The 21,827-nt window shown below is 73.5% G+C and carries 23 protein-coding genes and 1 pseudogene; 7 read left to right on the top strand and 17 right to left on the bottom strand.

Annotated elements, in window-relative coordinates:
- Positions 1-39: 39 nt before the first annotated feature.
- The 3 genes from AB0I11_RS02550 to AB0I11_RS02540 form a co-directional block, all read right to left on the bottom strand.
- On the bottom strand, positions 40-594 hold the full coding sequence (locus AB0I11_RS02550; protein WP_357309439.1) for a hypothetical protein: 555 nt from the start codon (positions 592-594) through the stop codon (positions 40-42).
- Positions 591-851 carry a hypothetical protein gene (locus AB0I11_RS02545; protein ID WP_357309436.1) on the bottom strand — a complete coding sequence of 87 codons (261 nt, stop codon included), beginning with the start codon at positions 849-851 and terminating at the stop codon, positions 591-593. Before AB0I11_RS02545 ends, AB0I11_RS02550 begins: the two co-directional genes overlap by 4 nt.
- Before the next feature lie 75 nt (positions 852-926).
- Positions 927-1,112 carry a hypothetical protein gene (locus AB0I11_RS02540; RefSeq protein ID WP_357309433.1) on the bottom strand — a complete coding sequence of 62 codons (186 nt, stop codon included), beginning with the start codon at positions 1,110-1,112 and terminating at the stop codon, positions 927-929.
- A gap of 21 nt (positions 1,113-1,133) precedes the next feature.
- On the opposite strand from AB0I11_RS02540, the pseudogene AB0I11_RS02535 reads away from it, so the two are divergent.
- Positions 1,134-1,568: pseudogene (locus AB0I11_RS02535) on the top strand (aldo/keto reductase); the annotation flags it as partial.
- Between the two features lie 183 nt (positions 1,569-1,751).
- Here the strand turns inward: AB0I11_RS02535 and AB0I11_RS02530 are convergent.
- From AB0I11_RS02530 to AB0I11_RS02510, 5 genes are all read right to left on the bottom strand, one after another.
- Entirely contained in the window at positions 1,752-2,501 is a 750-nt protein-coding gene (locus AB0I11_RS02530; RefSeq protein WP_357309429.1) for a 2'-5' RNA ligase family protein, read from the bottom strand.
- A 3-nt stretch (positions 2,502-2,504) separates the two neighbouring features.
- Entirely contained in the window at positions 2,505-3,014 is a 510-nt protein-coding gene (locus tag AB0I11_RS02525; RefSeq protein ID WP_357309425.1) for a hypothetical protein, read from the bottom strand.
- A gap of 118 nt (positions 3,015-3,132) precedes the next feature.
- A complete protein-coding gene (locus AB0I11_RS02520) occupies positions 3,133-4,419 on the bottom strand; it encodes an MFS transporter (protein ID WP_357309422.1) in 1,287 nt (428 codons plus the stop codon).
- A 76-nt stretch (positions 4,420-4,495) separates the two neighbouring features.
- Positions 4,496-4,945: a MarR family transcriptional regulator gene (locus AB0I11_RS02515; RefSeq protein WP_357309417.1), complete on the bottom strand. Its 450-nt coding sequence runs from the start codon at positions 4,943-4,945 to the stop codon at positions 4,496-4,498.
- Between the two features lie 118 nt (positions 4,946-5,063).
- On the bottom strand, positions 5,064-6,545 hold the full coding sequence (locus AB0I11_RS02510) for an NCS2 family permease (protein ID WP_357309414.1): 1,482 nt from the start codon (positions 6,543-6,545) through the stop codon (positions 5,064-5,066).
- An 88-nt stretch (positions 6,546-6,633) separates the two neighbouring features.
- Here AB0I11_RS02510 and AB0I11_RS02505 point away from each other — a divergent pair, with 88 nt between their 5' ends.
- Entirely contained in the window at positions 6,634-6,894 is a 261-nt protein-coding gene (locus AB0I11_RS02505) for a DUF2530 domain-containing protein (RefSeq protein ID WP_357309410.1), read from the top strand.
- A 29-nt stretch (positions 6,895-6,923) separates the two neighbouring features.
- Here the strand turns inward: AB0I11_RS02505 and AB0I11_RS02500 are convergent, their stop codons facing one another.
- Positions 6,924-7,763: a DUF3027 domain-containing protein gene (locus tag AB0I11_RS02500; RefSeq protein WP_357309407.1), complete on the bottom strand. Its 840-nt coding sequence runs from the start codon at positions 7,761-7,763 to the stop codon at positions 6,924-6,926.
- An 87-nt stretch (positions 7,764-7,850) separates the two neighbouring features.
- Here AB0I11_RS02500 and AB0I11_RS02495 point away from each other — a divergent pair, with 87 nt between their 5' ends.
- Together AB0I11_RS02495 and AB0I11_RS02490 are read left to right on the top strand one after the other, a co-directional pair.
- Entirely contained in the window at positions 7,851-9,470 is a 1,620-nt protein-coding gene (locus AB0I11_RS02495) for an MFS transporter (protein WP_357309404.1), read from the top strand.
- Positions 9,467-10,117 carry a futalosine hydrolase gene (locus AB0I11_RS02490; protein ID WP_357309401.1) on the top strand — a complete coding sequence of 217 codons (651 nt, stop codon included), beginning with the start codon at positions 9,467-9,469 and terminating at the stop codon, positions 10,115-10,117. Before AB0I11_RS02495 ends, AB0I11_RS02490 begins: the two co-directional genes overlap by 4 nt.
- On the opposite strand, the gene AB0I11_RS02485 is transcribed toward AB0I11_RS02490, so the two are convergent.
- The gene (locus AB0I11_RS02485; protein WP_357309398.1) at positions 10,089-11,192 is read right to left on the bottom strand and encodes a GNAT family N-acetyltransferase; all 1,104 of its coding nucleotides are present in this window, start codon (positions 11,190-11,192) and stop codon (positions 10,089-10,091) included. The two genes, AB0I11_RS02490 and AB0I11_RS02485, sit on opposite strands and share 29 nt — an antisense overlap.
- 772 nt (positions 11,193-11,964) lie before the next feature.
- Here AB0I11_RS02485 and AB0I11_RS02480 point away from each other — a divergent pair.
- Positions 11,965-12,795 (top strand): 1,4-dihydroxy-6-naphthoate synthase, encoded by an 831-nt coding sequence (locus AB0I11_RS02480; RefSeq protein WP_357309393.1) that lies wholly within the window; start codon positions 11,965-11,967, stop codon positions 12,793-12,795.
- Here AB0I11_RS02480 and AB0I11_RS02475 read toward each other — a convergent pair.
- Positions 12,756-13,142, bottom strand: a complete 387-nt coding sequence (locus AB0I11_RS02475) for a cold shock domain-containing protein (protein WP_132184626.1) — start codon at positions 13,140-13,142, stop codon at positions 12,756-12,758. The two genes, AB0I11_RS02480 and AB0I11_RS02475, sit on opposite strands and share 40 nt — an antisense overlap.
- A 29-nt stretch (positions 13,143-13,171) precedes the next feature.
- A complete protein-coding gene (locus tag AB0I11_RS02470) occupies positions 13,172-13,795 on the bottom strand; it encodes an HAD hydrolase-like protein (protein WP_357309388.1) in 624 nt (207 codons plus the stop codon).
- Positions 13,796-13,879: 84 nt separating this feature from the next.
- Between AB0I11_RS02470 and AB0I11_RS02465 the strand changes: the two genes are divergently transcribed.
- Positions 13,880-16,348, top strand: a complete 2,469-nt coding sequence (locus AB0I11_RS02465) for a helicase-associated domain-containing protein (RefSeq protein ID WP_357309385.1) — start codon at positions 13,880-13,882, stop codon at positions 16,346-16,348.
- A 111-nt stretch (positions 16,349-16,459) separates the two neighbouring features.
- Here AB0I11_RS02465 and AB0I11_RS02460 read toward each other — a convergent pair whose 3' ends face one another.
- The 4 genes from AB0I11_RS02460 to AB0I11_RS02445 all read right to left on the bottom strand — a co-directional run bounded on the left by AB0I11_RS02460 (position 16,460) and on the right by AB0I11_RS02445 (position 19,321).
- A complete protein-coding gene (locus AB0I11_RS02460; RefSeq protein WP_357309381.1) occupies positions 16,460-17,416 on the bottom strand; it encodes a CU044_5270 family protein in 957 nt (318 codons plus the stop codon).
- Entirely contained in the window at positions 17,413-17,979 is a 567-nt protein-coding gene (locus AB0I11_RS02455; RefSeq protein WP_357309377.1) for a sigma-70 family RNA polymerase sigma factor, read from the bottom strand. The genes AB0I11_RS02460 and AB0I11_RS02455 overlap by 4 nt, the downstream gene beginning before the upstream one ends.
- Positions 17,980-18,050: 71 nt before the next feature.
- The gene (locus AB0I11_RS02450) at positions 18,051-18,263 is read right to left on the bottom strand and encodes a hypothetical protein (protein ID WP_357309374.1); all 213 of its coding nucleotides are present in this window, start codon (positions 18,261-18,263) and stop codon (positions 18,051-18,053) included.
- A gap of 179 nt (positions 18,264-18,442) precedes the next feature.
- Positions 18,443-19,321 carry a L,D-transpeptidase family protein gene (locus tag AB0I11_RS02445; protein ID WP_357309371.1) on the bottom strand — a complete coding sequence of 293 codons (879 nt, stop codon included), beginning with the start codon at positions 19,319-19,321 and terminating at the stop codon, positions 18,443-18,445.
- Positions 19,322-19,496: 175 nt separating this feature from the next.
- On the opposite strand from AB0I11_RS02445, the gene AB0I11_RS02440 reads away from it, so the two are divergent.
- Positions 19,497-21,176 carry a DNA repair helicase XPB gene (locus AB0I11_RS02440; protein ID WP_357309366.1) on the top strand — a complete coding sequence of 560 codons (1,680 nt, stop codon included), beginning with the start codon at positions 19,497-19,499 and terminating at the stop codon, positions 21,174-21,176.
- Positions 21,177-21,266: 90 nt separating this feature from the next.
- On the opposite strand, the gene AB0I11_RS02435 is transcribed toward AB0I11_RS02440, so the two are convergent.
- On the bottom strand, positions 21,267-21,740 hold the full coding sequence (locus AB0I11_RS02435) for a hypothetical protein (RefSeq protein ID WP_357309363.1): 474 nt from the start codon (positions 21,738-21,740) through the stop codon (positions 21,267-21,269).
- Positions 21,741-21,827: the final 87 nt, after the last annotated feature.

Raw genomic sequence — 21,827 nt, 5'->3', positions numbered from 1 at the left:
GGGGCCGGCGGGACCACGCCCGCCGGCCCCACCCCGCCGCTAGTCCTCGTCGTCGGGCAGGTCCCGCCCGTGCTCCCGTAGCCACCGCTCAAGGTCGACGACCACCGGATCCGTGTCGGCTTCCGGGGTCACCCCGGCCGCGTCCGCCACGTCGAGCAGGTCGTCACCCTTGGGGAAGACGCCCCACTCCCGGGCCAGGCGCTCCAGCGCCTCCTTGCCTTCCTCGACGACCAGCTCGACCGCCTCGGCGATCTGGCCCATCCGGTCCGGGTCCCGGCGAACAGTGCCCTCAATGAGCAGGAACTGGTCGACCTCTGCGGCGAGGGCCTGCCCGCCGATGTACGCGGCCAGGTCGAGCACGTCCTCCGGCGTCGCGTCCTCGCGCAGCAGGAAGTCGTCGGCGAGGAACCGGAACATGTCCCGCTCCCCGAACCGGCGACCCATCTCCACACCGGCGTCCATCGACGTGTCGACCACCGCGTCGAGCTGCTCCGAGGTGTACCGCTCGCGGCGGCCGCGGCTGGCCAGCGACACCCGGGCGGGCCGCCGATTCCACTGCTCCCACCGCTTCGGGCGGCCGCTCCGGGCGCTCACCGCTCGCCGCCGAGGTTGCCGGTGGGGAAGATGTACGACTCACCGCACTTCCGGACTACGTCCGGTGCCATCACCACCCGGTACGCGTTCATGTCGACGCCCCACGCCGCGGTGACCGCGTCGCCGTCGTGCTGCTCGCAGGCGTAGACGCAGGCGTCGAGACTGTCGCCAGCGCCGGCCGGGTCGGTGCTGAACAGCTCAACCCGGGTGGTGGCCGGCTGGTCGCAGGTGGGCAGGGTGAACGGTAGATTGCTCATGGGTCGGACCTCCAGCGTCCGATCAAGGGCCGGGAGCACAGGAGCGCCAACTCCTGCCCGGCCCGCCTTATTGGGTCAGGACCGCCGGTAGCGGTCGGCGGTGATGAGCTGCTGCGGGATCCACATGGCCGCCACCGCGAGGACCGCGGCGCCGACCGGGTCCCGGGTTGCCTTGTAGGTGAGCGCGGCGGCGACGAGCAGCACCACCATGACTGCGGCGGTGAACAGCAGGGCCAGGGCCTCGTACAACCGTCGCGCCATGTCCTACACCTCTTAGTCCGGGTCTATCTGATGACCCGGTACGTCGAGCTGGAGGTCGTCCCGGCCGCGCAGCACTACGGGCTGGGCATCATCCCCTGGTCGCCGCTGCACGGCGGGCTGTTGGGCGGGGTCATCCGCAAGATGGCCGAGGGCGGGGCCGCGCGGGGGGCCAGCGGCCGGTCGGCCGACGCGCTCGCCGAGCACCGCACCACCATCGAGGCGTACGAGAAGCTCTGCGCGGACCTCGGCCACGACCCGGCCGACGTGGCGCTGGCCTGGCTGCTCTCCCGCCCCGGGGTGACCGCCCCGATCGTCGGCCCGCGCACCATGGACCAGCTCGACCGCAACCTCGGCGCCCTCGACGTGGACCTCGACGAGGACACCCTGACCCGCCTCGACGAGCTCTTCCCGCCCGTCGGCAGCGGCGGCCCCGGCCCGGAGGCCTGGGCCTGGTAACCCCCCGCCCGACCCGCCCTCGGGGCGGCCTCGGGGCGGGCCTCGGGGCGGCCTCGGGGGTTCCCAGGAGCGGATTGCGGCATGTTGGGGTCTCCCCGCGCAGGGATGGCACGACATGCCGCAACCCGCTCCCGGGGCCACCGGAGGGGGGCCGCCCCGGGGTGAGGCGGGGCGCGGGGCGGGTCAGATGGGCCAGGCGGCGAGGCGGTCGTAGGTGGGTTTCGGGCCGGGGTGGCTGCGGACCAGGACAAGTTCGTCGGCGGTCCATTCGGGACCCGCGTAGTCGTGCAGCGCCTCCCGGTCGGCCAGGATCTCGGCGCGGTCGACCCGGTCGCCGGGGCGGGCGATGGTCAGGTGCGCCCGGAACGGTTTCTCGTCGTACGGCAGCCGGGCCCGGCGCAGCCCGATCCGGATCAGCCGGGCCAGGGTGGCCAGCCCGTCGATGTCGCCCCGGACGTCCACCCAGAGCACGGTGAACCGGCCCCGCCCGAAGCTGCCGCCGCCGGAGAGCCGGAGCCGGAGCGAGCCATCCCGGCGATCCCCGTCATTCCGGCCATCCCGGCCGTCCAGGCCGTCCAGACCGCCCTCGCCGTCCGGGCCGTCCTCGCCGTCCTGGCCGCCCTGGCCATCCAGGCCATCCAGGCCATCCAGGCCGCCCTCGCCGTCCTGGCCATCCAGACCGTCCCGGCCATCCAGGCCATCCAGGCCGTTCCGGTACGTCTCGGCGGCCAGGCCGAGGGCGCTCTCCACGTCAACCAGCCGGCTCTCCTCGACGTCGCCGAGGAAGGCGAGGGTGAGGTGGGCGTGCGCCGGGTCGGCGAGCCGGACGTTGGTGCCGGCGGCCGAGGCGGCGCCGATCCGGAGCCGGGCGACCTGGGCGGTCAGGTCGTCCACGGCCGGCCGGGGCGGGTAGACCGCGACGAAGAGCCGCACCGGTCAGCGGTGCCGCTGGTGGTGTGCGGCGCGGGCGGCGGGCAGGCTGAGCCCGGCGGCGTGCAGCAGCCCTTCCACCCGGACCCGTTCGATCTCCCGGTCGACGCCGTCGAGTTCGGCCAGGTGCTCGGTGATCCCCAGCGCCCGGCAGGCGGCGCGCAGCCGCTCGTCGTACGCGTCGATGACGGCGCCGTGCCAGACCACGGACCGGTCGGCGGCGGCGAGCCGGTGACCGCCGAGCCGGCGCAGGTCGGTGGCGAGCTGTTCGAGCGGTCGGCGGCCGGCCCGGTCGAACTCGGTGAGGTCGATGTCGCGGGTCAGGGCGTCCGCTTCGATGGCCCGGTCCAGCCGGGCGATGGTGCGCCGTTCCCGGCGTTCGTCGCGCCACTCGGACCAGCCGCAGACCACCCGGTCGATGATCTCGTCGGCGCAGAACATCAACGCGATGAGGGCGGGCAGGCAGCAGACGGCGAAGATCGTCAACGCCAACAGAAGTCCCCGCCCTACTTCCACATATCGACGCTAAGCCGAGCCGGGGCCCCCCGCCACCTGATTGCCGACATCCGAACGCGAATGAACGATGAAGGACCGGTCCCCGGGGCGGGAACCGGTCCTTCGGACGGTCGACGGGTCACTCCGCCCCGGGCGACACCACGTAGAAGCGGGGCATGGGCAGCATCCGCAGTCGCAGCCGGGCGCCGGAGCGGCGGAGCTGCCAGCTGAGCGCGACGAGCGCGGCGGCCAGCGAGATCAGCCCGCCGGTCCAGATGCTCGCCCCGGCGCCGAAGGTCTCCGCGACCCAGCCGATGATCGGCGCGCCCACCGGGTTGGTGCCGAGGAAGACCAGCACCCACAGCGCCATCACCCGGCCCCGGAAGGAGGCGTCGACGCCGAGCTGGACCCGCTGGTTGGCGGCCTGGGCGAAGAAGACCATGAAGAACCCGGTCGGCAGCAGCAGCGTCACCACCAGCCAGTACGCCGGGGCGAGCCCGACCAGGGTGCCGAAGGTGGCGGTCCCGACCGCCGCGCCGAGGACCACCCAGACCGAGGGGCGGCTGCGCCGCCCGGTGCCGGCCAGGGCGCCGACCAGGGCGCCGACCGCGAGGGCGGTGGTGAAGAGCCCGAACGAGGCGGCGCCGGTATGGAACACGGTCTTGGCGAGCGCGGCGAGGGTGAGCTGGAAGTTGAACAGGCTCATCCCGATCACGGACATGAGCGCCATCGGCAGCAGGATGTCGGGGCGGCGCGAGACGTACCGCAGGCCGTCCACGACCCGGGCCTGGTCCCGTTCGCCGGTCGGCGGCAGGTCCTTGCGGTGCAGTTCGCTGGTCCGCATCCGGACCACGTTGATCAGCGGCGCGATCGAGCTGAACGCGGTGATCAGGAAGACCGGGCCGACGTCGAAGGCGGCGATGGCCAGGCCGGCGACGGCGGGGCCGAGGATCCGGGCCGAGTTGAAGGTGGCCGCGTTGAGCGACAGCGCGTTCGGCAGCAGCGGTACGCCGACGAGTTCGGAGACGAACGCCTGCCGGACCGGGGTCTCGACCGCGTTGAAGACGCCGAGCAGGGCGGCGAACACGTAGACGTGCCAGAGCTGTACCAGCCCGGTGACCACGAGGAGGCTCATCGCCAGCGCCAGCACGGTCCAGAACAGGTTGGCGATGAAGAGCAGCATCCGCTTGTCGTACCGGTCGGCGAGCCGGCCGGAGAGCAGCGTGAGCAGCAGGACGGGGGTGAACTGGAGCGCGGTGACCACGCCGAGCGCGGTGGCCGAGTTGCCGGTCAGGTCGAGGACGAGCCAGTCCTGGGCGATGTACATCATCCAGACGCCGATCAACTTGATCAGCTGTCCGGTGGCGAAGAGTCGGTAGTTGCGGACTCGTAGGGACTGGAACATCGTGCTCAACTTGGCCTGCACTCTTGGTGCGCCTCCTCGCGATCAGGTACGCCTCATCCACAACGGACGAAGCGGACCGCGAGACGCGGGTACCCGCTCAGGCGCGAGCGATGCCCTGCAGGATCTCGGCGGCACGCTGCAGCGTGTCGCGTTCCTCCTCGGTCAGCGCGGCGAGCCGCTCGGCCAGCCATGAGTTGCGGGCCCGCTCGAACTGTTCGAGCACGGCCTGTCCGCCCTCGGTCGCCGCCAGGATGACCTGCCGCCCGTCGGTCGGGTGGGGGGTCCGCTGCACGAGGCCGCGGTCCTCCAACTTCGCAACGATCTTGGTCATCGTGGGCGGCTGCACCCGCTCGATGTCGGCCAGCTCCCGGGGGGTCAGTGCGCCCGCCAGCTTGAGGCTGGTGAGCGCGGAGAGCTGGGTGACCGTCAGGTCGCCGACCGGGCGGGCCTGGCGGACCCGCCGGTTGAGTCGGGTGATCGCATCCCGCAGCTGAGGGGCCAGCTGCGCCGGTGGCACGCGTTTCGCCGTCACCGTCCGCTCCGTCACAGTAGTTAGCTTAACTAATGAGCCTGGCTAACGACATGCGATATGACCAGGCTCACGAGGAGGTCTGCCCTGGTCACGACCGGAGCCCGAATCGGACCCCGGCCGCGACCGGTGGGCGTCACAGCACCGCGGACTCGATCGGACCGCGCAGGAAGTACAGGACGAACAGCACCGCCACCCCGTACAGCAGGGGGTGGATCTCCCGGCCCTTCCCCTTCGCCAGCTTCACCAGCACGTAGCTGATCACGCCGGCGCCGATCCCGTTGGAGATCGAGTAGGTGAACGGCATCAGCACGATGGTCAGGAACGCCGGGATGGCGATCTCGTAGTCCGTCCAGTCGATCGTCCGGACCGCCGTCATCATCAGGAAGCCGACCACCACCAGCGCCGTCGAGGCGGCCTCGAAGGGCACCACCACCGACAGCGGCGCCAGGAACATGGCCAGCAGGAACAGGCCGCCGGTGACCAGGTTGGCCACCCCGGTCCGGGCACCCTCCGCGACCCCGGCCGCGCTCTCGATGTACGACGTGTTGCTGGACACGCTCGCCGCGCCACCCGCCGCCGCGGCGATCGAGTCGACCAGCAGGATCTCCCGGGCCCGGGGCGGGGTGCCCCGCTCGTCGAGCATGTCCCCTTCCTGGCCGATCGCGACCATGGTGCCCATGGTGTCGAAGAAGTCCGTGATCATCAGGGTGAAGACGAACATCAGCGGGACCAACCAGCCCACCCGGCTCCACGAGCCCAGCACGTTGAACTGGCCGAGCAGGGAGAGGTCCGGCAGGTCGACGATCTTGTCCGGCAGCTTCGGCACGTTCAACGCCCAGCCCTTCGGGTTGGGCTGACCGTCGACGAACGACGGACCGATGTGGCCGACCGCCTCCACCACGATCGCCAGCACCGTGGAGGCGAGGATGCCGACCAGGATCGCGCCGCGGACCCGGCGTACCACCAGCACCACGGTGAGCAGCAACCCCACCACGAAGACCAGCATCGGCCAGCTGACGATCTTGCCGTTGATGCCGAGACCGACCGGCACGGTGGTGTTCGCCGCGTCCGGCACCCGGCGGACGAAGCCGGCGTCGACCAGGCCGATGATGGTGAGGAAGAGGCCGATACCCACCCCGATCGCCGTCTTGAGCTGGGTCGGCACCGACCGGAACACCGCCGTCCGCAGCCCGGTGAGCACCAGCACGGCGATCAGCACACCCTCGATCACCACCAGGCCCATCGCGTCGGCCCAGGTCATCTCGGGCGCGATCTCGAAGGCGACCAGCGCGTTCACGCCGAGCCCGGCGGCCAGCGCCATCGGGAACCGGGCCACCACGCCCATCAGGATGGTCATCAGGCCGGCCACCAGCGCGGTCGCCGCGGCCAGCGCCGGAATGGCCAGCTTCCGCCCGTCGCCGTCGACGGCGCTACCGAGGATCAGCGGGTTCAACACCACGATGTACGCCATCGTGAAGAAGGTGGCCAGGCCGCCGCGTACCTCCCGGCCGGGCGACGAGCCACGGGCGGAGATCTCGAACCAGCGGTCGAAGGCGTTGCGCGGGTGGGCGGGGTCAGGTGGCGTGCCGTGGTCCGGCGGCGGCGCTATGGCCATCGGTGTCCTCGCAATTGATCGACGGCAGTCGCGCGCATCGTCCCAGATCACCGGCGGGCAGGGAAGAACGATCGCGTACGCTGTCCCGGTGCCCCAGAACGAACCGCCGCGGCCCGAGCCGCTCGACCCGCCGATGGTGCCGTTCGCCGTCGCCGGATTGATCATCTGGGCGGTGGCCGGGCTGGTGCTGCTGATCTTCTTCCGGGGCTGGCTCACCGAGCACGGGCACGAGAACTGGCTCTGGACCTGCCTGGCCGGTTTCCTGTGGGGCTTCCCGGGGCTGGCCGTGATGATGCGCCACGACGCCAACCGGCGTCGCCGCCGGGCGGCCGCCGCCGGTCAGGGCTGACCGTCAGGGCTGACCGTCAGGGGTGACCGTCAGGGGTGGCCGTACGGCTCCGCCGGCTCGGTCGCCTCCACCGAGCCCGGGGCCCGGCTCACCGAGACCGCCTCGAGCGCGCTGTCGTCGTAGATCGTGGGGAGTTCCTCGACCGGGGTGTCGGCCGCCTCGACCAGCGTCTCCGAGTGCGCGCCGCAGCCGTGGTCGGCGCTGACGACCCGGCCGTCGTCGGGGGCGTAGAAGTTGCCGCAGGCGCCGAAGGACTGCCGCAGGGAACCGGCCAGCGGCAGGTAGAAGCCGCAGGTCCCGCAGCGGGCCGCGGCCGGCGCGGCCACCGAGATCGGGGCGTTCGGGCCGTGCTCGCCGTCGTACCAGCGCTGCGCGGCCTCGGTGCGGCCCTCCCGGGACAGCACCCGGGGCCGGCCCAGGCCGAGCTCCCAGGCGGTCTCCTCGACCGCCGGGTCGTCGGAGAGTAGGTAGCCGGGGGCGAGGCGCTCGTCGTCCGTCGGGGTGGGCAGCAGGTCGCCGGGGCCCAGGTCGCCCGGCTTGAGCCGCTCCTGCCAGGGCACCCAGCCGGGGGCGAGCAGCGCGTCGGCGCCGGGCAGCAGCACGGTCTCGCAGATGGTGACGGTGCGGCTGCGCGGCGCCCGGGTCACCGTGACGGCCCACCGCCAGCCGCGGTAGCCGGCGAGGAGGCACTCGAAGTAGTGCGTGACGAGACGGTCGCCCTCGGCGACAACCTGGAGGTGCTCGCCGACGTCTGCCGGGTCGACCTCGGTGACGGCCGCGCGGGCCACCTCGACGGCGGCGGCGCAGACCTGGTCGAGCCGGGGGGCACGGGCGGAGGCGGGCCTGGTCACCCGACCATTGTTCCCCATGCCCGGTACCGGCCGACAGGGACTCCCCGGAGTCGTTATCCCCGGCTGGTGGGGCACGCGTGGAGCGAATGGGCAAGGATGGGTGGCATGCCGCTGTCCTCCCGCTCCGGCCGGTCCGTCCTCGGGCGAACCGTCGGCACCGGCATCCGCGCCACCCGCCTGCTGCTCCGCGGTTCGCTGCGCAGCGGCCGGTGGATGACCCGGCGGGCCGGGTCCGCCCGGGCCCGCAGCGCCGGCAACGAGGTCGGCATGGTCCGCCTGTTCGACCTGCACGCCGTCTCCTGCGCCGGGGACACCCTGATCGCCATCGGCCTGGCCGGCACGATCTTCTTCGACGTGCCGCTCGGCGAGGCCCGCAACAAGGTCGCGCTCTACCTGCTGGTGACCATGGTGCCGTTCGCCATGCTCGCCCCGGTGGTGGGCCCGCTGCTGGACCACTTCCGGCACGGCCGCCGGTACGCGCTGGCCGCCACCATGCTGGGCCGGGCGTTCCTGGCCTGGCTGATCTCCGACTACATCGGCGGCTTCGGGCTCTATCCGGCGGCGTTCGGGGTGCTCGCCCTGTCCCGCGCGTACGGGGTGGCCCGGTCGGCGGCGGTGCCCCGGCTGCTGCCGGAGGGGTTGGGGCTGTCCCAGGTGGGCGCCCGGGCGAGCGTCTACGGCACGGTGGCCGGCGGGCTGGTCGCCCCGATCGGGTTGGCGGCGTTCTGGTTCGGGCCGCAGTGGCCGCTCCGGGTGGCGTCGCTGATCTTCCTGATCGGCATGGTCATCTCGTTGCGGCTGCCGCCGAGGGCCGACTCGGAGCCACCGGAGCGGGTGCCGCACCCGCTGCGGGCGCTGCGCCGCCGGGACCGGGAACGGCCGCTGGGCCGGGGCCGCCCGGCCGGTCGCCTGGTGATCGCCACGCTGATCGGCGCCGCGGCGCTGCGCCTGCTCTACGGCTTCCTGCTGCTCTTCCTCGCCTTCGCGATCAAGTCCGGTGATCTGACCACCATCTTCTTCGGCCGGGACCTGGGCGCTCAGGCCGCGCTGGGGCTGGTCGGCGCGGCCCTGGCGGTGGGCAGCTTCCTGGCCACCGCGATCGGCACCCGGCTGCGCATCCACCGGCCGACCGCGATCCAGTCCAGCGGCACGATCATCGCGGCCGGGGTCGCGGTGCTCGCCGCGGTGAAGTTCTCGCTGCCCCTGGTGGCCGTGCTCTGCCTGGTGACCGCGCTGATCAGTGGCATCGCCAAGCTCGCCGTCGACGCCTCGATCCAGGAGCGGATCCCGGAACGGCTGCGGGCCAGTTCGTTCGCCCACTCGGAGACCGTCCTGATGCTGGCCTTCGTGGCCGGTGGCGGGCTCGGCCTGGTCCCCTTCACCGGCCGGATCGGGGTCGCCGTGGCCGCCGGGGTGGCCGCGCTGGTGGCCGCCCGCGGGGTGCTGGTGGCGAGCCGGTTGCGCGGCGAGCACCTGGTCGGGCGGGCGCTCGGCGACGACGAGTTGGCGGCGCACGAGGAGGAGTTCGCCGACCCGGCCCCCACCTCGCCGGCCCCGCCGCCGGGCCCCACTGCCGCCCCGCCGCCCGGCGTCCCGGCGGACGATCCGGACGACGACGGGCTGACTCCGCCCGGCTTCCACATCTACCGCCCGTCCTCGGCGGTCGGCGGCCCGGGTGGCGCCGACGAGGAGAACCGGCGTGAGCCCCGGGGTCCGCTGGCGTGAGCGGGCTGCTGGTGGTGACCGCCGTACCGGTCGAGGCGGAGGCCGTCCGGGCGGGCCTGGCCGACCCCACGGTGACGGTCACCCCGGTCGGGGTGGGCCCCGCCGTCGCCGGTGCCGCCACCGCCCGCCTGCTGGCGCTGGCCGAGGCCGCCGGCCGGCCGTACCGGGCGGTGGTCAGCGCCGGGATCGCCGGTGGCTTCGTCGGGCGAGTGCCGGTCGGCGGCACCGTGCTGGGCAGCCACAGCGTGGCCGCCGACCTGGGCGCCGAGTCCCCGGAGGGCTTCCTCCCGATCGAGGAGCTGGGCATGCCGCCCGAGCTGATCGGCGCCGGCAGCGTGGTGCCCGCCGACCCGGAATTCCTCGCCACCCTGCGTACCGCCCTGCCGGCGGCCGTGGTCGGCCCGATCCTCACGGTCGGCACGGTGACCGGCACCGCCGCGAGCACCGCGGCCCTCGCCGCCCGGCACCCCAGCGCGGTGGCCGAGGCCATGGAGGGGTACGGCGTAGCCGTCGCCGCCGCGCAGGCCGGTCTCCCCTTCGCCGAGCTGCGTACGGTCTCCAACCCGATCGGGCCCCGCGATCGCAGCGCCTGGCGGATGCGCGAGGCGTTCGCCGCCCTCACCGCGGCGGCAGCCGCGCTCCGCTGACCGCCGGCCCCGACCCGGCCGGCCGGTCCAGCCGCAGCGCCGCCGGCCGGCTCGCCTCCAGCCGGAACCCGCAGGCGAGCAGGAAACCGACGCCCGGCCCGTCCGCGATGGCCCGCGCGACCTGGATGCCGGCCCCGGGCATCTCGGCGACGAGGGCCCGCACCAGGCGACGGCCAATGCCGAGCCGGCGATGCTCCGCGGCGACGAGCACGCCGTCGATGATCACCTCCCGCTCCTCGGCCGGTTCCGCGCCGCCCCACTGCAGGTGTGGGCTGCGCTCGTGCGCCCGAAGCTCGCCGAGCAGATCCCCGTACGGCAGCTCCGCCACGAACCGCCAGGAGGTCAGCGGCAGTGCCGGACCGGTCACCCGCCGCACCGCGACCGCCCCGCGCACCCAGTTCGCCCAGCGGCGCCGATCGCGGTGTCGCCGACTCAGCTCGTAGGTGGCCGGCGGCAACGGCAACGGCCACCGCTCCGGCGGCAGGTTGTACCACTCCGCCCACCAGGCGCCGGGCCAGTCCTTGGGCTCGCGGACCTCCCACACGTCCAGGTGCGCGGGGTAACGGCGCTCCGCCCGGTCCCGCAGCCCGTCATGTGGCACAGGCGCCAGCGGCTCGTCCCGCCCGGCCCGGGTCCCCTGCTCCTCGTCCCTCCCGGCCCGGATCCCCTGCTCCTCGTCCGGCGACCGCTCGTCGTCCGGCGACGACGCGGCCGGGTCCGCCACCGCCGACACGTCCCGCTGCTCATCGTCTGGCGACCGCTCCTCGTCCGGCGACGACGTGGCCGGGTCCGCTACCGCCGGCATACCCCGCTGCTCCTCGTGACGCACCGACGTCGCCATGGCCGCAGCACCCACGTGGAGCCGCAGCTCCCCACCCGCCGCTCGGACCAGCCGCTCCACCGTGCGATACCGCGGATCGCCGGCCCGACCCGACTCGATCCGCGCAACGGCGGCCTGCGGCACACCCGCGCGCACGGCCAGCTCCCGCTGACTCAGGTCGGCCCGCCGCCGCAGCCGGCGAAGCACATCGCCCAGGTCCGTCGGACGATCCGTCGAAGCGGTCGGCTCAGCCACGCCGAGCATGCTGCCGCGGCCGGTCCAGCGGTTTCAACAGGAGCGCCACGCCTGTGGAAAACCCTGTGGACAACTTCTCCGCGCCGCCCCGCCCCGTGGACAACCACTCCGCACCGGCCGCCGCCTGGACACTCCCTCCGCACCCGCCCGCCCCCGTGGACACTCCCTCCGCACCGACCCGCCGCGTGGACAACGCCTCGGCAGCGGGCCCGGCGTAGGACTACGGCACGCTTTCGAGCTGAGTCGTTACTGATCTCGCGGGCCGACCCGGAACACCGGTACACGGTCCGAGATGACCGTTTCGGGGAGGCGTACGCAGCGCGGTTGAGTCGTTTCTGACGTCAGCTCCAAAGGCAGCGACGAGCGATGCTGCCTCAGCCGGAGCTGGCGCCGGGACCGGGACCAGAGCCGGGACCGGAGCCAGGCTGGAGCCGGGACCAGGGCCGAGGCCGGGGCCGGGGCCGGAGCCGAGGCCGGAGCCGGAGCCGGAGCCGGAGCCGGAGCCAGGACCGAGGCCAGAGCCAGGACCGAGGCCAGAGCCAGGACCGAGGCCAGAGCCAGGACCGAGGCCGGGGACGGAGCCGGGGCGCTCGTCGAGGTCACCGTGGTTGGTGGCAAGGAGCGTGGCGGGATGGACGGCCCGAAGCTCGGCGGGAGCGGGAGCGGGAGCGGGAGCGGGACCAGGACCAGGACAGCGGCGCGAGGGTGTGGCGGGATCATCGCGAGGGGCGGGGTGGTGGGGGGGTCGGGAGGGCGGGGTTACGGTGGGGGTGTGGCGCTCTCCCTGGCGATCTCCCCCTGTCCCAACGACACCTTCGTCTTCGACGCGCTGGTGCACGGCCGGGTGCCGGGCGCGCCGGCGGTCGACGTCACCTACGCGGACGTCGACGTCACCAACACGGCGGCCGAGCGCGGGGCGTTCGACCTGGTGAAGGTGAGCTACGCGGCGCTGCCCTGGCTGCTCGAGGACTACCACCTGCTGCCCTGCGGTGGCGCGCTGGGCCGGGGGTGCGGGCCGCTGGTGCTCACCCGCGGCGACCGGACCGACCTGTCCGGCGCCACGGTGGCGGTGCCGGGCGAGCGGACCACGGCGTACCTGCTGTTCCGGCTCTGGGCGGCGGACCAGGCACCGGCGCGGATCGAGGTGGTGCCGTTCCACGAGATCATGCCGGGCGTCGCGGCCGGCCGGTACGACGCGGGGCTGGTGATCCACGAGGCGCGCTTCACCTACCCGCGGCACGGGCTGACCGCGCTGGTCGACCTCGGCGAGTGGTGGGAGGGCGACACCGGCCTGCCGATCCCGCTCGGCGCGATCCTGGCCCGCAAGGGCGCGGTCGACCCGGTCGAGGCCGCCGCCTGGGTCCGCGAGTCGGTCCGGCAGGCCTGGGCCGACCCGGAGGCCAGCCGCGAGTACGTCCTCTCCCACGCCCAGGAGATGGAGCCCGACGTGGTGGACCGGCACATCGCCCTCTACGTCAACGAGTTCACCGCCGAGCTGGGAGAGGCCGGCTTCGCCGCCGTCGAGGCGCTGCTGGGCCGGGCCGCCGACGCCGGGCTCGTCCCTCAGACCTCCAGCTCGCGCGCCACCGCGTGGACCAGCTGAGCGATCTTCTGCGCGGCCTTGCGGTCCGGGAACCGGCCCCGGCGCAGATCCGGCTGGACCTTCGCCTCCAGCACCTTGATCATGTCTTCGACCAGGCCGTGCAGCTCCTCGGCCGGCCGGCGGCGCAGCTCCGCCACGGACGGCGGCGCCTCCAGCAGCTTCACACCCATCGCCTGCGCGCCCCGGCGGCTGTCGACCACGCTGAAATCGACCCGCTGGCCGCCCTTCAGGTCGGTGACACCCGCCGGTAGCGCGCCCTTCGGCAGGAACACGTCGCCACCCTCGTCGCTGGTGACGAACCCGTATCCCTTGGCCGCGTCATACCACTTCACTCGACCCGTCGGCACCTGAAACCCCTGCTTTGCTCTCGTGACCGCTACCCCTCCCAGGCTAGCCGGATGATCCGGTCCAGCGCCCCTGGGAATCCGTTGAGATCATTCAGCACGTGCTCAGCTCCCGCCGCCGCCAGCTCGTCGGCCGAGCACGGCCCGGTCGCGACGCCCACGCCTGGGATTCCCGCCGATCTGGCGGCGATCATGTCGGCCACGTGGTCGCCCACGTAGAGGGTCGCCCCGTGCTCGCGCAGCGCGGTCGCCTTCTGCTCGGCGAAGAGGTCCCCGGCCAACTCGTCGACGGCCAGCCCCAGGTGGTCCAGGTGCAGCTTGGCCAGCCGGCCCAGCTTGGCGGTGACCACCATGACGCGGCCGCCGCGCGCGTGCACCGCCGCGAGCGCGGCCTCCGCGCCGGGCATCGGCACGGCCGGCGTGATCGCGTACGCCGGGTAGAGGTCCCGGTAGAGCGTCACCGCCTCGTCCACCTGCTCGGGTGGGAACCAGTGCGCGATCTCGGTGCGCAGCGGCGGCCCGAGGCGGGAGACAGCCAGCTCGGCGTCGACCGGCACCCCGGTCCGTGCGGTCAACGCCCGGAAGCAGGCGGCGATGCCGGGACGCGAGTCGACCAGGGTCATGTCGAAGTCGAAACCGACCATGAGCGGGGGCATGCCGGAAAGGTACCCGCCGGACCCGAAGCCAGCCGCACGTCCGAGGGGCGCGACCGGCCCCTGCCGGGCTAGCGTGGAACGACGATGACCACCTCACTCGCCGATCACCTCCGGACCCTCCCGGACGAGTCCCTCGCCGCCCTGCTCCAGCTGCGGCCGGACCTCGTCGTACCGGTGCCGGCCGACGTCTCCGCCCTGGCCATCCGCGCCCAGTCGCGGGTCTCCGTCGCCCGGGCGCTCGACGGGCTGGACCAGTTCACCCTCCAGATCCTCGACGCCGCCCGGCTCACCCGGGACCCGGACGGCGGCGGCACCAGCGTCGAGGCGATCCTGGCGATGGCCACCGCCGGCGCGCAGCCGCCCGCACCCACCACCATCCGGGGCGCGGTGAACCGGCTCCGGGCGCTCTTCCTGCTGTACGGGCCCGAGCACGACCTCCAGGTGGTGGGCGGCGTCGACGAGGTGTCGCCGTACCCGGCGGGGCTGGGCCGGCCGGCGGCGGAGCTGGACCCGCGGGCGGCGGCGGTCTGCACGGACCCGGCGAAGCTGCGCCGCACGCTGCTGTCGGCGCCGCCGTCGGCGCGGGCGATCCTGGACCGGCTGGCCGCCGGCCCGCCGGTCGGCACGGTGCCACCGGGCGCGCTGGACGCCCCGGCCAGCGGCGCCGAGGACGTCCTCCCGCCGGACCTGGTCAACGGGGGCGCGCCGACCGGCTCGCCGATCCGCTGGCTGGTCGAGCACCGCCTGCTGGTCCGGATGTCGGGCGGCAAGGGCGGCGGCACCGTCGAACTCCCCCGCGAGGTGGCGCTGCTGCTGCGCCGGGACAGCGGCCCGCTGGGCCCGTTGCGGAGCAGCCCGCCCGTGGTGGCGAGCCCGCCCCGCGAGCCGAAGTCGGTGGACTCGGCCGGGGCCGGACAGACCATGGAGGTGGTCCGGCACACCGAGGCGCTGCTGGACAGCCTCGCCGCCGAGCCGGCCCCGGTGCTGCGCTCCGGCGGCGTCGGCGTGCGCGACCTGCGCCGGATGGGCCGCAACCTCGGGCTGGACGACGGCACGACCGCGCTGCTCTTCGAGGTGGCGTACGCGGCCGGGCTGGCCGGGGAGCTGGACCTGACCGGTTCCAGCTCCGCCCGGTACGGGGGCGACCAGCAGATCCTGCCCACCGCCGGGTACGAGGTGTGGCGGGCGGCCTCGCTCGCGCAGCGCTGGGAGCAGCTGGCCCGGGCCTGGCTGACCATGACCCGCCAGGCGGGCCTGGTCGGCCAGCGCGACGACCGGGACCGGCCGATCACGGTGCTCTCCGCCGAGGCGGAGCGGGCCAGCGCTCCGGCCGTCCGGCGCTCGGTGCTCGACGTGCTGGCCGACCTGGCGCCGGCGGCCGCGCCGACCCCGGAGGAGGTGCTCGAGCTGCTCGACTGGCGGACGCCCCGGCGGGCCCGGGGGCGGGAGGCCGCGCACCGGGAGGTGCTGGCCGAGGCGGCTCAGCTCGGCGTGACCGGGCTCGGCGCGCTCACCTCGTACGGGCGGCTGCTGCTGACCGAGGTGGCCGAGGCCGACGAGCGGGCCGACGACCCGCTGGGGCTGCGCTCGGACGCCGAGTCCGGGGAGCCGTCCACCGCCGTACGGGCGCTGGACGCGCTGCTGCCCGCCCCGGTCGACCACTTCCTGCTCCAGGCCGACCTGACCGTGGTGGTGCCCGGCCCGCCCGACCCGGCACTCGCCGGCGAACTGGACGTGGTGGCCGAGCACGAGTCGGCCGGTGGGGCGAGCGTGCACCGGGTCACCACGGCCAGCATCCGCCGCGCCCTGGACGCCGGCTACTCCGCCGACGACCTGCACACCCTGTTCCGCCGCCGGTCCCGCACCCCGGTGCCGCAGGGCCTCACCTACCTGATCGACGACGTGGCCCGCAAGCACGGCGGCCTGCGGGTCGGCTCGGCCGGCGGGTACGTGCGCAGCGACGACGAGGCGCTGCTCACCGAGGTGCTGGCCGACAAGCGGCTGGAGCCGCTGGCGTTCCGCCGGCTCGCCCCTACGGTGCTGGTCACCCCGTACCTGGTGCAGCGGATGCTGGCCGCGCTGCGCGACGCCGGGTACGCGCCGGTGCCGGAGGACGCCACCGGCTCGGCGGTGCTGGCCCGGCCGAGAACCCGGCGGGCACCGGCCCGGATGCCGGCCACCCGTACGGTGGATCCGCTGGCCGCGCCGCGGCTGCCGCTGCCGCGCCTGCTCGGCGTGGTGGAGCAGATCCGGCGCGGTGACGCGGCGGCGCGGGCGGCCCGGCGGGCCCCGGCGGTGGTCCGCGGCGGCGCGGCGCGCACCGGTCCGGCGCCGGCGCACACCCACAGCGAGGCCCTCGCGGTGCTCCAGCAGGCGGTCCGGGACAAGGCGCTGGTCTGGGTCGGCTACGTCGACGCGCACGGGGCGACCGCGTCCCGGCTGGTCCGGCCGGTGTCGATCGGGGCGGGCTACCTGCGCGCCGAGGACGAGCGCACGGAGATGCTGCACACCTTCGCGCTGCACCGGATCACCGCGGCGGTGCTCGAGAACTGACCGACCCCGATCGGCCGGACATCGCGGGGAACCTGGACGACGGCCCGGCGACCGGACCGGGGGCGATGCGGCCTGGGCAGGCCGCACCGCCCCGTGTCCTGCGCCATGCGGTCACCGCAGCGCGGACGCCTCCGGCAGGCCGGCGTCGGACCAGCGGGCGGCGAGCACGGCGGTCCAGCTCGCCGGGCGGTCCGCGACCCAGCTCTCCTGGGCCAGTGCCCGTCCGGTCGTCCGGTCGACGATCAGCCGGGTCTGCGCCGTGCCGAAGTCGCCCTGCCGGGTGATGGTCACGGCCACGCCGGGTCGGCCGAGCTGGTCGGTCACCCGGCCCAGCGACGTCACCCCGGGCAGCGCGGCGAGCATCCGGTACGCCGCCGCGCGCACCTGCGGGGACACTGGCAGGTCGAGGACGAGGGCGGTGCCGGAGTGGAACAGGAACGCGTCGCGTCCCTCGGTGGCGCCGGTGTCGGCGTACCAGGCGAGCAGTTTCTCCTCGAGTGCCGCCGGGGTGCTGGGCAGCGCGGCCAGGTCCCGCGCGGAGCGGGGCTTCCCGGCGAGCAGGAAGTTGTTCGCCGCGGTGTGGCCCGCCATCGGCCGGGAGGTCCACGAGCCACCGGCCTCCCGGACGTACGCGGCCGAGGGCAGGCCCGGGGCGGCGGCCAGCCAGCGCTCGTCCTGTGCGCGCCGGGTGCCTTCGCCGTGCTCGGCCCGGACCACCCAGTAGCGGCCGGCGGCGGCGGGCGCGGACTCGCTGTGTGCGGCGGCGACCAGCAGCAGGCCGCCGGCGTCGGCGGGCGCGCCGGCCGGGGCGGGCGACGAGACGGCCGGCTGGACCTGGGGCGTCCCGGGCTCGGACGCGGTGTCCAGCAGGAGGGCGCCGGCCGCGGCGAGCGCCACGGCTGGCAGCGCGCCGGCGAGCACGAGCCGGCGTACCGGGCGGCGGGCGGGACGGGTGAGGGCTTCCGGCCGGGGTTGCGCCATGATCAGGGCGGGGTCCGGCGGAGCCGAGGGGTCGAGGCTGCGCGGGCGGGCGTCGGCCAGCGCCTGGAGGGTGTCACGGTGACTCATCGGGCGTACTCCTGATCGGGGATGCGGACGGGGCGGTGGCGGTCCACCGTGACGGCGTCGGAGATGGCCTGTTCCAGGCGTTTGCGGGCCCGGTGCAGGCGTACGAAGAAGGTCGCGGTCGAGCAGCCGACCACGCGGGCGGCGGCCGTGGCGGACAGGCCATGCCAGGCGGTCAGCGTCAGCGCCTCCCGGTCGTCCTCGCCGAGGCCGGCGAGCGCGGCGAGCATCGCCGCCCGTTCGGTGACCCGGTCGGCGACGTCGGCGTCCGCCTCCGCGACCCAGGCGCGCAGCTCGGTGGCGAGGCTCGCCTGGCGGATGTCGTCGCGGTAGCGTTCGCGGATCACGTTGCGGGCCACGCCCAGCAGCCAGGGCAGCGCGGCGGCCGGAACGGCGTCCAGCCTGCGCCAGGCCACCAGGAAGGTGTCCCCGACCACGTCGTCGGCGAGCTTGCGGCCCGCCCGGCTCACCGCGTACGCGTACACCTGCTGGTAGTGCGCCCGGTAGAGGGCGGTGAACCGCTCGTCTGGTTCGGCATGCGTCACTGGCTCCTTCTCCTTCGCCATGAAGGTGTCTCGTCACCAGGTAGTGCGCGCCGAGGGGCGATTCTTACCGAGGACTGCGCACGGTCGCCGGGTCAGCGCCCGTTGTGGCGGAACGCGCCGATCACGGAGACGGCGAGGAGCAGCCCGAAGCCGGTGCCGGCGGCCTCGCCGAACGAGGCGACGAAGCCCTGCCGCTGCACGAGCAGGCCGAAGAGGAACCAGCCGAGCAGGCCGGCGGCGCCGGCCGCGTACCCGATCCGGACCGCGGTGGACACCTCGTGCTGCTCGTCCTGCTCGACGGCCATCCCAGCCCTCCGCCCCGTCCGGAATCCCGCTCCCAGGGTGGCACCGCGGCGACCGTACCGACCAGGGGTTAAAACCCTGATCCGGGCGGCAAGGTCACGCGGGCCGGGCTCGCCTGGCCCGGGTGACGCGCCCGAGGTCGCGTGGCCCGGGTGACGCGGCCGGGGTGACGCGGCCGGGGTCAGGTGCCGGGGCGGCGGCCGAAGACGACCACCCGGGTGCCGACCGAGCCCAGTTCCCAGAGCCGGACGGCGTCGCGGTGCAGCAGGTTGACGCAGCCGTGCGAGCCGATCGACCCGTTGTGCAGGTAGGTGGTGGTCTCGTGGAAGCCGATGCCGCCGTTGAAGCGCTGCCAGTAGGGCAGCCACACCTCGTACGGGTTGGACCACTCCTTCAGGTTCCGGTTGGCTACCCGGTAGGTGCCGCTCGGCGTGGCGTAGCCGGCCATGCCGGTGCGGGTGACGGTCGGGCCGAGCACCACGTTGCCGCCGCGCATCGCCCACACGGTCTGGTGGGTCAGGTCGACGCAGAAGGTGAGCCCGGTGCCGGCGTTGCAGCGTTTCACGTCGGTGCTGGCCAGCCGCTTCGCCACCGAGTACGTGGTGACGCCGGCGCGCCCGGCGGCGGGGCTGATCGCGTACCGGCGCTGGAACTTCTTGATCGCGGCGCAGTCGGCGGCGGACTGCTTGCCGTCCACGGTCACCGGCCCGAACCCGCCCAGCCGGGCCAGGTACGTCTCGACGGCCCGCTGGTGCTCGCCCTGCGGGCAGCCGGTGTATCCGGTGCTGCTGGGCTTGGGCGAGGCGGGCGGCTTGGGCGAGGTCGCCGTCCGGCTGGGTTTCGGTGTGGCCGCCCGGCTGGGTGTCGCCGACGGGGACCCGGTCGTGGGGTCCGGCCCGGGCGTCACGCTCGCCCCCGATGCTCGTTCCGTCACGCTGACGGGGGCCGGGGCGGCTGCCCCGGATCCGTCGCCTTCCGGATCGAGCGTGCACGCACCGGCACCGACCAACACGACCGCTGCCAGGGCGACGACCCGGCTGATCAACCGGACAGGCTTCATCTGGTCCTCCCCCTGACAGTTGTCCCGCTTGCTAGACGTACGGGAAGAGTGTGACGTTGCCTGTCCAGCATGACTTTTTCCGGACAGCTCCGGGCGTGCAACACTGGATGGTCCGCCTTCGGCAGGTCAGCCGGGGTGCGGGCGACCCGGGCCGGGCGAGGGAGAGGGCACTGGCGTGAGCGGTGGACCACTGATCGTGCAGTCGGACAAGACCCTGCTGCTGGAGATCGACCACCCGGACGCGCAGGCGTGCCGGATGGCCATCGCCCCCTTCGCCGAGTTGGAACGCTCCCCCGAGCACGTACACACCTACCGGCTGACGCCGCTGGGTCTGTGGAACGCCCGGGCCGCGGGCCACGACGCCGAGGGCGTGGTGGACACCCTGATCAAGTACTCCCGCTATCCGGTGCCGCACGCGCTGCTGGTCGACGTGGCCGAGACCATGGACCGGTACGGCCGGCTCCAGCTCGCCAACGACCCGGCGCACGGCCTGGTGCTGCGGGCGCTGGACCGGATGGTGCTGATCGAGGTCGCCAAGAGCAAGAAGCTCGCCGGGATGCTCGGCCCGAAGCTCGACGACGACACCATCCAGGTGCACCCGTCCGAGCGGGGCCGGCTCAAGCAGGCGCTGCTCAAGCTCGGCTGGCCGGCCGAGGACCTGGCCGGTTACGTGGACGGCGAGGCACACCAGATCGACCTGGCCGAGGCCGGCAAGGACGGCGGCAAGCCGTGGACGCTGCGGTCGTACCAGCGGGAGGCCGTGGAGGCGTTCTGGGCCGGCGGGTCCGGGGTGGTGGTGCTGCCCTGCGGCGCCGGCAAGACGCTGGTGGGCGCGGCGGCGATGGCCGAGGCGAAGGCGACCACGCTGATCCTGGTGACGAACACCGTGGCGGGCCGGCAGTGGAAGCGGGAGCTGATCGCCCGCACCTCGCTGACCGAGGCGGAGATCGGCGAGTACTCGGGCGAGCGCAAGGAGATCCGCCCGGTCACCATCGCCACGTACCAGGTGCTCACCTCCCGCAAGGGCGGCGCGTTCACCCACCTGGACCTGTTCGGGGCCCGCGACTGGGGTCTGGTCATCTACGACGAGGTGCACCTGCTGCCCGCGCCGATCTTCCGGTTCACCGCGGACCTCCAGGCCCGCCGCCGGCTGGGCCTCACCGCGACGTTGGTACGCGAGGACGGCCGGGAGGGCGACGTGTTCAGCCTGATCGGCCCGAAGCGGTACGACGCGCCATGGAAGGACATCGAGTCGCAGGGCTGGATCGCCCCGGCCGAGTGCATCGAGGTACGGGTCACGCTGACGGACGCCGAGCGGCTGTCGTACGCGACGGCCGAGGCCGATGAGCGCTACCGGATGGCCGCGACCGCCCGGACGAAGCTGCCCGTGGTGCGGGCACTGGTCAACCGGCACCCCGACGAGCAGGTGCTCGTCATCGGCGGGTACATCGACCAGTTGCACCAGCTCGGCGAGTACCTGGACGCGCCCATCGTGCAGGGGTCGACCACCAACAAGGAACGCGAGCGGTTGTTCGACGCGTTCCGGTCGGGTGAGGTGAAGACCCTGGTCATCTCGAAGGTGGGGAACTTCTCGATCGATCTGCCGGAGGCGGCGGTGGCGATCCAGGTGTCGGGGACGTTCGGGTCGCGGCAGGAGGAGGCACAGCGGCTGGGGCGGGTGCTCCGGCCGAAGGCCGACGGGCGGCAGGCGCACTTCTACACGGTGGTCTCCAGGGACACCATCGACACGGAGTACGCGGCGCACCGGCAGCGGTTCCTCGCCGAGCAGGGGTACGCGTACACGATCGTGGACGCGGACGACGTCCTGGGACCGAGGCTGCCAACGATCGACTGAGCAGCTAACACCCCACGCGTAAGTATGTCGCACGCGATCCGTCCTGCCGATGTGCGTCGCCCTGTCACGGGTAGGCTAAACAGCGGCCAACTAACGCGGCGCAGGGGTCAAGTCCAGTACACTGTTTATCCACAAGCCCGTATCAATTTTGACCGCCTGCAACTCCTTGAGTTCTTCCGCGAGCTGATAAGCATTTGCCCCTCGCGAAACCATCCACTTAACGACATCGACGATCGTACCCGCCTGAAGCCCGGCGTCCCAGGCTACTCGTTTGGCGGTGTTGTCATGAGCCAAGAATGCATGACCGTGTCTAATTGCATGGAGGATGCTTTCAGCTTCCCCCAGATTGGCCTTCGGGTGGGACTTTGCTCGGCGCCCCAATCGTTGAGCTTTCTCTAGCTCAAGCTCCTTCAGTCGCTCTAGAAGCGCCTCCAAAACTCGGATCTCTTGAGGCTGTACGGGAGGCGCCATAATGAGCCAGCCACAATCAGGACCATCGAAGTACTTAGCAGCTTGCCCTTTTGCGTCGCGACCCTTGGCATGCTTGGCAAGCTCCTGCCGCACCGCGTCTACCCAGTGGGTACGCGACTCACACCGGCGTTGGACCTGTTCACGCAAAGCCTTAGAGTGCCCGAGACAGAGAAGAGGTCC

The sequence above is a fragment of the Micromonospora sp. NPDC050495 genome (genome assembly GCF_040655175.1).
GTDB lineage: Bacteria > Actinomycetota > Actinomycetes > Mycobacteriales > Micromonosporaceae > Micromonospora.
The sequence above is the reverse complement of the archived record's forward strand: the minus strand, read 5'-3'. Positions and strand labels throughout refer to the sequence as shown.

Bases quoted from the DNA above. Each gene is read 5' to 3' on its own strand.
- AB0I11_RS02545 (WP_357309436.1), bottom strand. From the start codon at position 851: ATGAGCAATCTACCGTTCACCCTGCCCACCTGCGACCAGCCGGCCACC.
- AB0I11_RS02540 (WP_357309433.1), bottom strand. From the start codon at position 1,112: ATGGCGCGACGGTTGTACGAGGCCCTGGCCCTGCTGTTCACCGCCGCA.
- AB0I11_RS02510 (WP_357309414.1), bottom strand. From the start codon at position 6,545: ATGGCCATAGCGCCGCCGCCGGACCACGGCACGCCACCTGACCCCGCC.
- AB0I11_RS02500 (WP_357309407.1), bottom strand. From the start codon at position 7,763: ATGGGGAACAATGGTCGGGTGACCAGGCCCGCCTCCGCCCGTGCCCCC.
- AB0I11_RS02495 (WP_357309404.1), top strand. From the start codon at position 7,851: ATGCCGCTGTCCTCCCGCTCCGGCCGGTCCGTCCTCGGGCGAACCGTC.
- AB0I11_RS02470 (WP_357309388.1), bottom strand. From the start codon at position 13,795: ATGCCCCCGCTCATGGTCGGTTTCGACTTCGACATGACCCTGGTCGAC.
- AB0I11_RS02465 (WP_357309385.1), top strand. From the start codon at position 13,880: ATGACCACCTCACTCGCCGATCACCTCCGGACCCTCCCGGACGAGTCC.
- AB0I11_RS02460 (WP_357309381.1), bottom strand. From the start codon at position 17,416: ATGAGTCACCGTGACACCCTCCAGGCGCTGGCCGACGCCCGCCCGCGC.
- AB0I11_RS02455 (WP_357309377.1), bottom strand. From the start codon at position 17,979: ATGGCGAAGGAGAAGGAGCCAGTGACGCATGCCGAACCAGACGAGCGG.
- AB0I11_RS02450 (WP_357309374.1), bottom strand. From the start codon at position 18,263: ATGGCCGTCGAGCAGGACGAGCAGCACGAGGTGTCCACCGCGGTCCGG.
- AB0I11_RS02445 (WP_357309371.1), bottom strand. From the start codon at position 19,321: ATGAAGCCTGTCCGGTTGATCAGCCGGGTCGTCGCCCTGGCAGCGGTC.